We start from the raw sequence: 12,863 nt of genomic DNA on the forward strand, positions 1-12,863 counted from the left end.
AATCACTGAGCTGGCTAACCTGAACCCAACTTTCAGAGGAGCCGGCCAACATGCCTGCGACCCGTATCTGGTTAAAAAATCCCCTCGCGATCTTCACTGCCAATGGCCTCGATGCCCGTGGCGGCCTGGTGCTGCAAGACGGTTTGATCGTCGAAGTGCTCGCCGCCGGCCAGCAACCTTCCGCACCCTGTGGACAAGTCTTCGATGCCCGCGAGCATGTGATCCTGCCGGGACTGATCAACACCCATCACCACTTCTATCAAACCCTGACCCGCGCCTGGGCGCCGGTGGTCAATCAGCCGTTGTTCCCGTGGCTGAAAACTCTCTACCCGGTCTGGGCCCGCCTCACCCCTGAAAAACTCGCCCTCGCCAGCAAAGTCGCGTTGGCCGAATTGCTGCTGTCTGGCTGCACCACCGCGGCCGATCACCATTACCTGTTTCCGCAAGGCCTGGAAAATGCGATCGACGTACAAGTCGAGAGCGTCCGCGAACTGGGCATGCGCGCCATGCTGACGCGCGGTTCCATGAGCCTCGGCGAGAAGGACGGCGGCCTGCCGCCGCAGCAGACAGTGCAGGAAGGTGAAGTGATCCTCGCCGACAGCCAACGTTTGATCGCCGAGTACCACGAACGTGGCGATGGCGCGCAAATCCAGATCGCCCTGGCGCCCTGCTCACCGTTCTCGGTGACCCCGGAAATCATGTCCGCCAGCGCCGAACTGGCGAACAAACTCGACGTGCGCCTGCACACCCATCTGGCCGAAACCCTCGACGAAGAAGACTTCTGTCTGCAACGCTTCGGGTTGCGCACCGTGGATTACCTGGACAGCGTCGGCTGGCTCGGCCCACGTACCTGGCTCGCTCACGGCATCCACTTCAACCCGGACGAAATCGCTCGCCTCGGCGCCGCCGGCACCGGGATTTGCCATTGCCCGAGTTCGAACATGCGCCTGGCTTCCGGCATTTGCCCGACCCTGGACCTGACCGCTGCCGGCGCGTTGCTGGGCTTGGGCGTGGACGGTTCGGCGTCCAACGATGCGTCGAACATGATGCTGGAAACCCGTCAGGCGCTGTACATTCAGCGGCTGCGTTATGGCGCCGAGAAGATCACGCCGGAACTGGTGCTGGGGTGGGCGACCAAGGGTTCGGCGAGTTTGCTCGGGCGTAGCGATATCGGCGAGCTGGCGGTGGGCAAGCAAGCGGATCTGGCACTGTTCAAGCTGGATGAGCTGCGGTTCTCCGGCAGTCATGATCCGGTGTCGGCGTTGCTGCTGTGCGGCGCTGATCGGGCGGATCGGGTGATGGTCGGCGGCAAATGGCGGGTGATTGATGGGCAGGTTGAAGGGCTGGATTTGAAGGGGTTGATTGCCGATCACAGCCAGGCGGCTCGGCAGTTGATCGCGGGCGCCTAAGCCGACCACGATCTAATGTGGGAGCGGGCTTGCTCGCGAATGCGGTGTGTCAGTCAACATTGATACTGACTGACCCACCGCATTCGCGAGCAAGCCCGCTCCCACAGTGGTTTTGTGGTGTGTTCAGAGACCCAGCAGCGACAACATGATGAAGGTCGCAAACAGCACAAAGTGGGTCATGCCTTCGATGGCATTGGTTTCGCCATCGTTGAGGTTGATTGCGCTGACGATCAGGGTGAGGAAGACCATCACGGTCTGCACCGGGGTCATCGCCATCTGGAACGGCTGGCCGGTGTAGAGCGCCATCGCTTCCATCACCGGCACCGTCAGGATCACCGTCGACAGCGATGCGCCCATGGCGATGTTGACCACCGACTGCATGCGGTTGGCCAGTGCCGCCCGCAACGCGGTCAGAATCTCCGGCGCCGCCGAGATTGCCGCCACCAGGATCGCCGTGATCACCGGCGGTGCGCCCGTCCCTTCCAGGCCCAGGTCGAGGGTCTTGGACATCACTTCGGCCAATGCGCCGATCACCACCACGCCGAACACCAACGTGCCGATACTCAGCACCAGATTGATGGGCTCAGGTTCTTCCTCCGGGACTTTCTTGCGGCGTTTTTCCGGGTAGCTGTAGCTGAAGAAATAGCTGTGCGGCCCGACCTGCATGCGCAGGAACAGGGCGTAGAGCACGATCATCGCGCCGATGGTGAACGCCGAATAGAGTTTCCAGTTGGCTTCGGGAATGAACTCCGGCACCACCATGGAAACGCCCATGGCGGTGAGAATCATCACGCTGTAGCTACGGGCCGAGTCATCGTTGTAGGACTGTTCGCCATGCTTGAGCCCGCCCATCAACGCAGCGAGGCCGAGAATGCCATTGATGTCGAGCATTACCGCCGAATAAATCGTGTCGCGCACCAGGTTCGGCGAGGCTTCGTTGCTCATCATGATCGCCAGGATCACCACTTCCACCAGCACGGCGGCCAGGGTCAGGATCATCGTGCCGTAAGGGTCGCCGACTTTTTCTGCGAGCAGCTCGGCATGATGGGCGACGCGCATGGAGGCAACGACAATGAACGCGATCAGCACCAGGCCGGCGGTTAACGCGATGGGCTGGCCGCTGTGCAGCATCCAGTGTTCCAGCGGATAGGCGACGGCGGCGGCAATCACGGCCAGCAGCAGAAACTTTTCTTGCTTGAGGAGTGTGAGCATTGCGGGCCTTTTTGCCGTGTGAAGCGAAACCAGTGTGATGAGCTACTGACTGTGGGGCGGCGCTAACGTTTCGTTACACCTTAGCGCACCAGTGGATGGCAGCCGTGTCAGGCCATGCACTTTTATCGGCCTTGCGGGCCTCTTCGCGAGCAAGCCCGCTCCCACATTGGATCGCATTCCCCTGTGGGAGCGGGCTTGCTCGCGAAGGCTTCACCACGGTTTCGGCGATTTTGTTGTCCTGTTGGTCAGTAATTTGCATTGGCCCTGCCAACCTCACAACAACATGGAGTTCGAATTCATGCACAAACGTCCGTTGAAGAAGCTGCTTTGCGCCGTTGCCGCGGCCATCGGTCTGAGCGCAAGCCTGACTGCCAGTGCCGCCGACCCGCTGAAAGTCGGCTTCGTCTACATCGGTCCGATTGGCGACCACGGCTGGACGTATCAGCATGAACAGGGGCGCAAGGCGTTGGCAGAAAAACTCGGCAACCAGATCACCACCAATTACGTGGAAAACGTTGCTGAAGGCGCCGACGCCGAGCGGGTGATCCGCAACATGGCCAAGGACAACTACGACCTGATCTTCACCACGTCCTTCGGCTACATGAACCCGACCCTGAAAGTCGCCAAACAATTTCCCAAGGTGACCTTCGAACACGCCACCGGCTACAAGCAGGACAAGAACCTCGGCACCTACCTGGCGCGCACGTATGAAGGTCGCTACGTCGGCGGTTTTCTCGCGGCGAAGATGACCAGGACCAAGAAGATCGGTTACGTCGCGTCCTTCCCGATCCCGGAAGTGATCCGCGACATCAACGCCATTCAACTGGCCCTGAACAAATACAACCCCGGCACCGAGATCAAGGTGGTGTGGGTCAACTCCTGGTTCGATCCGGGCAAAGAAGCCGATGCCGCCAATGCGTTGATCGATCAGGGTGTGGACGTGGTGTTCCAGCACACCGACAGCCCGGCGCCGATCCAGGCGGCTGAACGTCGTGGCGTGTATGCCGTGGGCTACGCTTCGGACATGGCGCACTTCGGGCCAAAAGCGGTGCTGACGTCCATCGTCAACGACTGGGGCCCGCACTACATTCAGGCGACCCAAAGCGTGCTCGACCTCACGTGGAAGTCGCAGGATTACTGGGGTGGTTTGAAGGAAGGTACGGTTGAGTTGCCGATCAGCGATCTGGTGCCAGCACCGGTGAAAGCCGAGGCAGAGCAGATCATTGCTGACATCAAGAGCGGCGCATTCCACCCGTTCACCGGACCGATCAAGGATCAGGCAGGCGTCGAGAAAATCGCGGCGGGCGCGACGGCGAGCAATGCAGAGCTGGCATCGATGAACTACTACGTTGAAGGCATGAAGGCCGACATTCCGAAGTAATTCCGGCCACGAACACAAAACCCTGTGGGAGCGGGCTTGCTCGCGAAGGCGGTGTGTCAGCCAACATCAATGTTGAATGCTCTGCCGTCTTCGCGAGCAAGTCGAATCGTCGCACCGCCGCTCCCACATTGGATTTTCAGCGTTCTTAAGGACTGCGCATGAACCAACTCCCGATCATCGACATCAGCCCGCTCTACAGCGATGACCAAAACGCTTGGCCAGCCGTGGCCGCCGAGATCGACCACGCCTGCCGCGAGTGGGGCTTCTTCTACATCAAAGGTCACCCAATCAGCGCCGCGCGCATTAACGCCGTGCTCGACAACGCCCAACGTTTCTTCGCCCTGCCCGCCGCCGAAAAACTCAAGATCGACATCACCCAAACCCGTCACCACCGCGGTTATGGCGCCATCGCCACTGAACAACTCGACCCGAGCAAACCGAGCGACCTGAAAGAAACCTTCGACATGGGCCTGCACCTGCCGGCCGATCATCCTGAAGTGTTGGCAGAAAAACCGCTGCGCGGCCCCAACCGCCACCCGTCGATGCCCGGCTGGGAATCGCTGATGGAGCAACATTACGTCGACATGCAGGCCTTGGCCCTAACCCTGTTACGGGCCATGACCATGGCACTGGGCATCGAGCGCGACTTTTTCGACACCCGTTTCGTTGAGCCGGTCAGCGTGCTGCGGATGATTCATTACCCACCGCGCCACACCGCCAGTTCCGAAGAGCAGCAAGGCGCCGGCGCCCACACCGATTACGGTTGCATCACCCTGCTGTATCAAGATGCCGCCGGCGGCCTGCAAGTGCGAAACGTCAAAGGCGAGTGGATCGATGCACCGCCGATCGACGGCACGTTCGTGGTCAACCTCGGCGACATGATGGCGCGCTGGAGCAACGACCGTTACCTGTCGACGCCGCACAGGGTGATCAGCCCGCTGGGCGTGGACCGTTACTCGATGCCGTTCTTCGCCGAGCCGCACCCCGACACGGTCATCGAATGCCTGCCCGGCTGCCAGGATGAACGGCACCCGGCACAGTATCCGGCCACCACCTGCGCCGAATTCCTGCTCTCGCGCTTCGCCGATACCTACGCCTATCGACGGGAACAGGAAGCGCTGTAATGAACCGGCTGGTCAGGTTTTTCTAATTGTTTCCACGGGCATCTGTAGAATGCTCGCCATCTGCACCTGATGAGAAAAGACTATGTACGACTGGCTGAACGCCCTGCCCAAGGCAGAACTGCACCTGCACCTTGAGGGTTCGCTGGAGCCCGAGTTGCTGTTCGCCCTGGCCGAACGCAACAAGATCGCCCTGCCGTGGAGCGATGTCGAAACCCTGCGCAAGGCCTACGCCTTCAACAACCTGCAAGAGTTTCTCGACCTGTATTACCAGGGCGCCGACGTGTTGCGCACCTCTCAGGATTTCTACGACCTGACCTGGGCCTACCTGTTGCGTTGCAAGGCGCAGAACGTGATTCACACCGAACCGTTCTTCGACCCGCAGACCCACACCGACCGTGGCGTGCCGTTCGAAGTGGTGCTCAATGGCATCGCCGCCGCGTTGAAGGATGGCGAGCAGCAACTGGGCATCACCAGCGGTTTGATCCTGAGCTTCCTGCGCCACTTGAGCGAAGAAGAAGCCGAGAAAACCCTTACCCAGGCGCTGCCGTTCCGTGATGCGTTTGTCGCTGTCGGTCTGGACAGTTCGGAAATGGGTCACCCGCCGAGCAAGTTCCAGCGCGTGTTTGATCGTGCCCGTCACGAAGGCTTCCTGACCGTTGCCCACGCCGGTGAAGAAGGCCCGCCCGAGTACATCTGGGAAGCCCTCGACTTGCTGAAAATCCAGCGCATCGACCATGGCGTGCGCGCCATTGAAGACGAGCGTTTGATGCAGCGGATCATCGACGAGCAAATCCCGTTGACCGTGTGCCCGTTGTCGAACACCAAGCTCTGCGTGTTCGATCACATGTCTCAGCACAACATTCTCGACATGCTCGAGCGTGGCGTGAAAGTGACCGTGAACTCGGATGACCCGGCGTACTTCGGCGGTTATGTCACCGAGAACTTCCATGCGCTGTATACCCATTTGGGCATGACCCAGGATCAGGCCAAGCGATTGGCGCAGAACAGCCTGGATGCTCGGCTTGTGAAACCGTAAGTCCGCTGAAGATCAAATGTGGGAGCGGGCTTGCTCGCGAAAGCGGTGTGTCATGCAACATTGATGTTGACTGACACTCCCTCTTCGCGAGCAAGCCCGCTCCCACATTGGCTCAGTGTTCAACTGACGATCGTGGCTTCGCTCAATTCCTCCAGTGTCTTGCCCCGGGTCTCCATCCCGAACACCCACACCACCCCCGCCGCAATCGCAAAACACATCGCCCCCAGCGCAAACACCCCGCCCTGCCCGGTCATCGGGAACACCAGCCCGGTCACCATTGGCCCGAGCAACGAACCCACGCGGCCAATCGCCGACGCAAACCCCGAGCCCGTGGCCCGCGCCGATGTCGGGTACAACTCCGGCGTGTAGGTGTAAAGCACCGCCCACATGCCGAACAGGAAAAACTGCATCAGCAGACCCGACGCAATCAACAGGCTGACATTGCCGCCAAACACTGCGCTCTGACCATACAGAAACGCCATCGCCCCGCCGCCGAGCAATGTCACCACGCACACCGGTTTACGTCCCCAACGCTCCACCAGCCAGGCGGCCATCAGGAAACCGGGAATCCCGCCGAGGGAAATCAACACCGTGTAATACACCGACTGAGTCACGGCAAAACCCGACTGCTGCAGCAATGCACTGAGCCAGGATGTCAGGCCATAGAACCCCAGCAAGGCGAAGAACCAGACACTCCAGATCATCATCGTGCGCTGGCGGTACAGCGGCGACCAGATCTGCCGCAACGCGGAAAAGAAATGGCCCGGCGTACTCGCCACTCTCGGCAGGCGGATCGGCTCAGGCAGATCCGAACGTCCCAGAGATGTCCGGACCCGATCTTCGATGCGCAGCAAGACCTTGTCTGCCACGTCATGATGCCCGGCCTGCTCCAGCCAGCGCGGTGATTCGGGAATGAAAAAGCGAATCGCCAGGACAAACACCGCCGGCACCGCCAACACCAGGAAGATGTCCCTCCAGCCAATTACCGGCAGCAGGAAGTACGACAGTACCCCGGCGGCGACGAAGCCCAACGGCCAGAAACCGTCCATCAACGCAATGTAGCGCCCGCGCCGTTTGGCTGGAATCAGCTCCGAGAGCATCGACTGGGCGATGGGAAACTCCATGCCCATGCCGATCCCCAACAGGATTCGGAACAACGTCAGCGTTTCAACGTTCTGCGCCGTGGAGCACAGATAACTGGCGATCCCCCACAACACGATGCTCCACTGAAACACCGGTTTGCGCCCGAAGCGGTCGGCCAGCATGCCGGACAGCGACGCCCCCACAACCATGCCGAAAAAGCTCGAACTGGCCAGCAACCCGGCCTGTGCCGTACTTAGGCCAAACTCGGTTTTGATCGAGCCGAGCAGAAAAGTCATCATCGCCAGGTCCATGGAGTCGAAGAAGAACGCCAGGGCAATGATGATGAAAATGATTCGGTGATAACCGCTGATGGGCAGCCGTTCCAGTCGTTCTGCCGCGCTGAAGCCTCGTGTTTCCATGCCACATTCCCCCAATCCGAAAGTCCCCGGACGAGTGTGCGCGATAGCGGCTGGGGGTTACGGCTGGATGCGACCTGTTCGCAGCTCTGAACGACGCCCGAAGCTTCGGACGTCGATCTCGATGCGTCTACAACGCCATTTCCAGCTCGGTTTCTTTGGCGAATCGATGGATTTCACGCTGCCCCGCGGCGGTGATCTGCAAGGCTCGAGAATCGTTGGGCAGGCTCAGCCAACCTGACTGCATGAACAATTGCAGCAACGCCGCCCCCAGAGATCCGCCCATGTGCGGGCGTCTTTCGCTCCAGTCCGGACAAGCGCAGGCGACCCGGCTGTTGCGATGAGCCAGCGCCTGGATGAACACACCCCGCGTCGCCAATTGCGTGGCGCCCTTGTGGGTGATCATGACCCGCTGATCGAATTGTTCGATCCAGCCCGCGTCCAGCAGCCGCTGGTAAAGATCGGCGGCAAGGGTGCCGCCCAAGTGGTCGTCGCAAAGCCTGGCGCGCAAGAGTGACGAAGGCGCCGCCTGAGGTTTCGCGAGGGGGGGCGTGCGCTTGAAAACGTCCGGGACTTCCCGAGGCGTGCTGGCCAGGGTGGCGCTGGCCAGTGCCTCTATCGCGGCCCCCACTTCGGGTGCGGCAAGACGGAAGAACCGCTTGCGGCCGCGGAATTCGACTTTCAACAGACCTCCGGCGGACAAACGCCCCAGATGCGCACTGGCCGAAGACGGTGACAGGCCGGCCAACAAGGCCAGCTCTTCGGTTTGCCGCGCCGAGCCGTCCATCAAGGCCCACATCATTGCGCTGCGCTTTGGGTCAGCCAGCAACGTGGCGATCTGGCTGATGCAAGGTGCATGTTCCATGTATTCACTCCCTGTTGAATCGTTTCGTCTACTGCTCAGAGACATCTTGACCAGTAATGTGTCGTCGGCCAAGGCGTGGAAACCGCCATAACCCGGGCAAAGCCGTCCATCGCACAGGCCATTGCTTCGCAGGTTTCGCAAAGCCGCGGCGATTGACCATGGCGCCTGGCTGACTCGGACGTGGACTCGCCAATGCGAGATCGACGGTGTGTACATGAAGCGAGCGCTAGTATATGCGGGTTAACCGCCGGTTCCTGCCCTTGGGAAACCATTGCTGGTGATAGTTCCTGAGTGAAATTTCGCTATTTGCCTGCGACTAATGATCGGCGCCCGATAACGTCGGAAATTGACTACTCAACCGGGCGCATCGACTGGCGAGCATTTCCCGCAAAAGGTTCACCGGCTTACTCAATTGTGCGCGATGGGCGCACAGCAAATTCAGCGGTGCGCGCTCACAGAGCAGTTCCGGCATCAGCACTTTCAATCGACCGGCCAGCACATCGGCCGCGACATCGAGCCAGGATTTGTAGGCGATCCCGGCACCCGCCACGGCCCACAACCGCACGACATCGGCATCATCACTGAAACGATCGCCGCTGACGGTCAGGCTGACCTCGCGTTTGCCGTCGTGGAAACTCCAATGGTCGTGGACCCGGCTGCCGAGCATGAACAGCAGGCAGTTGTGCTGAGCCAGTTGCTCCAGTTGCCGTGGTTCGCCATGCCGGGCCAGGTAACTCGGGGCGGCACAGAGGACGCGGCGGTTCTGCGGAGCAATGGGCAGCGCCACCAGGCTTGAGTCTTCCGGCTCGCCGTACCGCAGGGCGATGTCCACCGGTTGGCGGAACAGGTCAGCGATGCGGTCGCCCAACAGCAAACGCACCGTAAGCTTCGGATGCTCTCGCTGAAACTCGTCCAGCCAGGGCAGCAGCAGGTTGCGGCCAAAGTCCGAAGGCGCCGACAGCTGCAAAATCCCGCTGACCTGGTCCTGACCGCTGGCCAATAAACGGCGGCCCTCATCGAGATTGCTCAAGGCAGCCCGAGCGTATTCGAGAAATCCCTCGCCTTCAGCGGTCAGCCGCAAACTACGGGTAGAACGGGCGAGCAACCGGGCGCCGAGCTGCTGTTCGATGCGCTTCAACGCCGCACTGGCTACCGCGGCCGACATGTCCATCCCCCGCGCCGCCGCTGACAGACTGCCCAGGTCCGCCGCCCGGACAAACAACTGCAAGTCATCGAAACGCAGCATTGTTCAGCCTCGATTATCAAAAAAATATTGAAAGAGACTGCTCTTTTAGCGGGTTTTATCTTGCAGAGAAATAGCCAATCATCCGTCCCATCGAATTCATCCCGTTCCCGGAGCCGAACATGTCCCAGCCTTTTACCGCTATCGCCACCCTCATCGCCAAAGCCGGCCAACAGGACGCCCTCGAACAGCACCTGCGTGCGCTGCTGGAACCGACCCGCGCCGAGGTCGGTTGCGGTCAATACGACTTGCACCAGGACCTCGCCAATCCTCACGCCTTCTACATGATCGAAAAATGGAGCAGTGACGAAGCCCTGCAGGCCCATGACGCCAGCGCGCATATCCAGAACTTCCGCGCCAAGGCTGGCGACTTTCTCGAACACTTCGACCTCAAGCGCCTGCGCTCCATCATCTGATTTCTTCCTTCCTTATTACTTTTCAGGAGCCCGTATGAAAGCCATTGCCTACTACGCCTCGTTGCCAATCAGCGACTCAAACGCACTGCAAGACATCGAACTGCCTGAACCGGTTGCCGGCCCGCGCGACCTGTTGGTGGAAGTCAAAGCCATCTCGGTCAACCCGGTGGACACCAAGGTCCGCCAGAACGTCCAGCCTGAGGCGGGCGCGCCGAAAGTGCTGGGCTGGGACGTGGCCGGTGTGGTCAAGGCCGTCGGCAGTGAAGTGACGCTGTTCAAGGCCGGCGACAACGTGTTCTACGCCGGCTCCATCGCCCGCGCGGGCGGCAACAGCGAACTGCACGTGGTAGACGAGCGGATCGTCGGCCATATGCCGAAGACCCTCGGCTTCGCCGAAGCCGCCGCGCTGCCGCTGACCGCAATCACCGCGTGGGAATTGCTCTTCGAACGCCTGCAAGTGCGTGAAGGCAAAACCGATGAAGGCCAGAGCCTTTTGATCGTCGGTGCCGCTGGCGGTGTGGGGTCGATTCTTACGCAACTGGCCAGCCAGCTCACCGGGCTGAACGTCATCGGCACCGCTTCCCGCCCGCAAACCCAGAGCTGGGTTCGTGAGCTGGGTGCCGACCTGGTGATTGATCACAGCCAGCCGTTGAGCGAAGAACTCAAACGCGCGGGTGTCGATCAGGTGACTCACGTCGCCAGCCTGACCCAGACCGATCACCACCTGGATCAGTTGATCGAGGCACTGGCGCCGCAAGGCAAACTGGCCCTGATCGATGATCCGAAGGCGCTGGACGTGACCAAGCTCAAGCGCAAGAGCCTGTCGCTGCACTGGGAGTTCATGTACACCCGCTCGCTGTTCGAAACCGCAGACATGATCGAGCAGCACACATTGCTCAACCGCGTGGCTGAGCTGATCGACGCCGGGACGCTGAAGACCACGGTCGGCGAGCATTTCGGGACCATCAACGCGGCGAATTTGCGCCGTGCCCATGAGCTGCTGGAAAGTGGCAAGTCCAAAGGCAAGATTGTGCTCGAAGGGTTCTAAAGATCAAAAGATCGCAGGCTTCGCCAGCTCCTACAGGGAATGCATTCATCTGTAGGAGCCTATGATCTTTGCCGTCAGTCAGAAGGTTGACCCTTGTCACAATTGCGATCGTATTCGGGTCTACAATCGAGTCCTCTGCGGCACAATCTTTTACGTGACATCTTTTACGAGAGGAGAGATCAGCAATGAAGATCCTGATAAAAGAATTGGCAAAATCCCAGTGGCAAGTCCGTCTGGACCAACACGCCGTGACGTTCCGCAGCGAAGCCGAAGCCCGCGCCTTCACCCGTACCCTTGAAGCGCGACTACAAGCACCTCATCAAATTATTGACCGCCAGCAGCGTGCCGCTGGCTGAGTCCGTCCTCAGACCTGGGCTTGTGCCAGCGCCCGGGCATTTTGCAAACGCCGGGTGAGCGTCGCAACGCTCACCACCAGAATTCCGCACAGGCTGATGACCATGGCCATCGGCATGGCGCTGCCGTCGTGTAAAACACCCACCAGTGCTGCTGCCCCGGCGGCAACGCTGAATTGCAGGCAACCAAGCATTGCCGACGCACTGCCGGCGCGAGCGCCCTGCCCGTTCATGGCGCAGGCCGAGGCGTTGGGGAGGATGCAACCGAGGCTGGCGATGCAGACAAACAGCGGAATCAGCAATGGCCATAGCTGCGCGGTGTGCAGCGAACTGACGGCCAGTAGCGCCAGGCCCGCGCCGACGTAGATCCACACGGTGCGCGCCAGCAAGAACGCCGGGCCACGCTTGGCCAGCAATCGTGCGTTGAGCTGCGCGACCAGAATGAAGCCCGCCGCGTTGGTACCGAACAGCCAGCCGAAATGCTCGGGCGGCACGCCATACAGCTTGATGAAGACGAACGGTGAACCGGCGATGTAGGCAAACATCCCGGCGATGGCGATGCCACCGGTCAAGGCGTGGCCGAGGAACACCGAGTCCGACAACAGTCGACCGTACTGACGCAACGCGCCGGACAACGGTTGACGCGGCACATGGGCCGGCAGACTTTCCGGCAACCCGAGCGCCACGGCCAACCCTGCCAGCGCACTGAAACCGGTCAGCACGAGAAATATCGACTGCCAGCCCGTGGTGTTGACCAACAGCCCGCCCAGCATCGGCGCAAGAATCGGCGCCAGGCCCATCACCAGCATCAGCTGCGAAAAGACCTTCGCCGAACCCACCGCATCGCATTTATCGCTGACAATCGCCCGCGCGATCACCATCCCCGCGCACCCGCCCAACGCCTGAACGAAGCGTGCGCCGATCAGCCATTCGAGGTTCGGCGCATAGGCGCAGGCCAAGGAAGCCGCGGTGAATAAGCCGACGCCGGTCAGCAAGGGAATACGTCGCCCAAAACGATCCGCCACCGGGCCGTAAGCCAGTTGACCGATGGACAAGCCAAGGAAATACGCCGCCAGGGTCAACTGAACGTGTTTTTCATCGGTAGCGAAGGCGAGCGCCATCGCCGGGAAGGCCGGCAGATAGAAATCGATCGCCAGCGGACCGAAGGCGCTCAAGGCGCCAAGAATCAAAATGCTACGGAAATTCATCAGGCATCCAGTTGGACAGGGTCGGCAGCCCCACAGTCTAGCCGCGCATGGACGCCTTGAACATTCCGT

The 12,863-nt window shown here is 60.6% G+C and carries 12 protein-coding genes; 7 read left to right on the forward strand and 5 right to left on the reverse strand.

Going from position 1 to position 12,863, the window contains the following annotated elements:
- Positions 1-50: 50 nt before the first annotated feature.
- Complete coding sequence (locus tag ACSQ87_RS28200; RefSeq protein ID WP_223433628.1) at positions 51-1,409, forward strand: 8-oxoguanine deaminase; 1,359 nt, start codon at positions 51-53, stop codon at positions 1,407-1,409.
- A gap of 123 nt (positions 1,410-1,532) precedes the next feature.
- On the opposite strand, the gene ACSQ87_RS28205 is transcribed toward ACSQ87_RS28200, so the two are convergent.
- Positions 1,533-2,621: a calcium:proton antiporter gene (locus ACSQ87_RS28205; RefSeq protein WP_436274839.1), complete on the reverse strand. Its 1,089-nt coding sequence runs from the start codon at positions 2,619-2,621 to the stop codon at positions 1,533-1,535.
- Positions 2,622-2,919: 298 nt separating this feature from the next.
- Between ACSQ87_RS28205 and ACSQ87_RS28210 the strand changes: the two genes are divergently transcribed.
- From ACSQ87_RS28210 to ACSQ87_RS28220, 3 genes are all read left to right on the forward strand, one after another.
- Complete coding sequence (locus tag ACSQ87_RS28210) at positions 2,920-4,002, forward strand: BMP family ABC transporter substrate-binding protein (RefSeq protein WP_436274840.1); 1,083 nt, start codon at positions 2,920-2,922, stop codon at positions 4,000-4,002.
- A 158-nt stretch (positions 4,003-4,160) separates the two neighbouring features.
- Complete coding sequence (locus ACSQ87_RS28215) at positions 4,161-5,126, forward strand: 2-oxoglutarate and iron-dependent oxygenase domain-containing protein (protein WP_436274841.1); 966 nt, start codon at positions 4,161-4,163, stop codon at positions 5,124-5,126.
- An 82-nt stretch (positions 5,127-5,208) separates the two neighbouring features.
- Positions 5,209-6,162, forward strand: a complete 954-nt coding sequence (locus tag ACSQ87_RS28220) for an adenosine deaminase (protein ID WP_436274842.1) — start codon at positions 5,209-5,211, stop codon at positions 6,160-6,162.
- A 119-nt stretch (positions 6,163-6,281) separates the two neighbouring features.
- Here ACSQ87_RS28220 and ACSQ87_RS28225 read toward each other — a convergent pair whose 3' ends face one another.
- The 3 genes from ACSQ87_RS28225 to ACSQ87_RS28235 form a co-directional block, all read right to left on the reverse strand.
- Positions 6,282-7,664, reverse strand: a complete 1,383-nt coding sequence (locus tag ACSQ87_RS28225; protein ID WP_436274843.1) for an MFS transporter — start codon at positions 7,662-7,664, stop codon at positions 6,282-6,284.
- A gap of 127 nt (positions 7,665-7,791) precedes the next feature.
- Positions 7,792-8,526, reverse strand: a complete 735-nt coding sequence (locus ACSQ87_RS28230) for an ArsR/SmtB family transcription factor (protein WP_150656527.1) — start codon at positions 8,524-8,526, stop codon at positions 7,792-7,794.
- 316 nt (positions 8,527-8,842) lie between these two features.
- Entirely contained in the window at positions 8,843-9,772 is a 930-nt protein-coding gene (locus ACSQ87_RS28235) for a LysR family transcriptional regulator (RefSeq protein WP_008156521.1), read from the reverse strand.
- A 119-nt stretch (positions 9,773-9,891) separates the two neighbouring features.
- On the opposite strand from ACSQ87_RS28235, the gene ACSQ87_RS28240 reads away from it, so the two are divergent.
- The 3 genes from ACSQ87_RS28240 to ACSQ87_RS28250 all read left to right on the forward strand — a co-directional run bounded on the left by ACSQ87_RS28240 (position 9,892) and on the right by ACSQ87_RS28250 (position 11,589).
- Positions 9,892-10,185, forward strand: coding sequence for a putative quinol monooxygenase (locus tag ACSQ87_RS28240; protein WP_436274844.1), 294 nt, complete (start codon positions 9,892-9,894; stop codon positions 10,183-10,185).
- Positions 10,186-10,219: 34 nt separating this feature from the next.
- The gene (locus tag ACSQ87_RS28245) at positions 10,220-11,233 is read left to right on the forward strand and encodes a zinc-binding alcohol dehydrogenase family protein (RefSeq protein ID WP_436274845.1); all 1,014 of its coding nucleotides are present in this window, start codon (positions 10,220-10,222) and stop codon (positions 11,231-11,233) included.
- 185 nt (positions 11,234-11,418) lie between these two features.
- Entirely contained in the window at positions 11,419-11,589 is a 171-nt protein-coding gene (locus ACSQ87_RS28250) for a hypothetical protein (RefSeq protein WP_165353242.1), read from the forward strand.
- 8 nt (positions 11,590-11,597) lie between these two features.
- On the opposite strand, the gene ACSQ87_RS28255 is transcribed toward ACSQ87_RS28250, so the two are convergent.
- Complete coding sequence (locus ACSQ87_RS28255) at positions 11,598-12,794, reverse strand: multidrug effflux MFS transporter (RefSeq protein ID WP_436274846.1); 1,197 nt, start codon at positions 12,792-12,794, stop codon at positions 11,598-11,600.
- Positions 12,795-12,863: the final 69 nt, after the last annotated feature.

This window comes from Pseudomonas sp. LjRoot277 (assembly GCF_964253845.1).
Lineage (GTDB): Bacteria > Pseudomonadota > Gammaproteobacteria > Pseudomonadales > Pseudomonadaceae > Aquipseudomonas.

Coding starts and splice junctions, on each gene's coding strand:
- ACSQ87_RS28200 (WP_223433628.1), top strand. CDS start 51: ATGCCTGCGACCCGTATCTGGTTAAAAAATCCCCTCGCGATCTTCACT.
- ACSQ87_RS28205 (WP_436274839.1), bottom strand. CDS start 2,621: ATGCTCACACTCCTCAAGCAAGAAAAGTTTCTGCTGCTGGCCGTGATT.
- ACSQ87_RS28210 (WP_436274840.1), top strand. CDS start 2,920: ATGCACAAACGTCCGTTGAAGAAGCTGCTTTGCGCCGTTGCCGCGGCC.
- ACSQ87_RS28215 (WP_436274841.1), top strand. CDS start 4,161: ATGAACCAACTCCCGATCATCGACATCAGCCCGCTCTACAGCGATGAC.
- ACSQ87_RS28220 (WP_436274842.1), top strand. CDS start 5,209: ATGTACGACTGGCTGAACGCCCTGCCCAAGGCAGAACTGCACCTGCAC.
- ACSQ87_RS28225 (WP_436274843.1), bottom strand. CDS start 7,664: ATGGAAACACGAGGCTTCAGCGCGGCAGAACGACTGGAACGGCTGCCC.
- ACSQ87_RS28230 (WP_150656527.1), bottom strand. CDS start 8,526: ATGGAACATGCACCTTGCATCAGCCAGATCGCCACGTTGCTGGCTGAC.
- ACSQ87_RS28235 (WP_008156521.1), bottom strand. CDS start 9,772: ATGCTGCGTTTCGATGACTTGCAGTTGTTTGTCCGGGCGGCGGACCTG.
- ACSQ87_RS28240 (WP_436274844.1), top strand. CDS start 9,892: ATGTCCCAGCCTTTTACCGCTATCGCCACCCTCATCGCCAAAGCCGGC.
- ACSQ87_RS28245 (WP_436274845.1), top strand. CDS start 10,220: ATGAAAGCCATTGCCTACTACGCCTCGTTGCCAATCAGCGACTCAAAC.
- ACSQ87_RS28250 (WP_165353242.1), top strand. CDS start 11,419: ATGAAGATCCTGATAAAAGAATTGGCAAAATCCCAGTGGCAAGTCCGT.
- ACSQ87_RS28255 (WP_436274846.1), bottom strand. CDS start 12,794: ATGAATTTCCGTAGCATTTTGATTCTTGGCGCCTTGAGCGCCTTCGGT.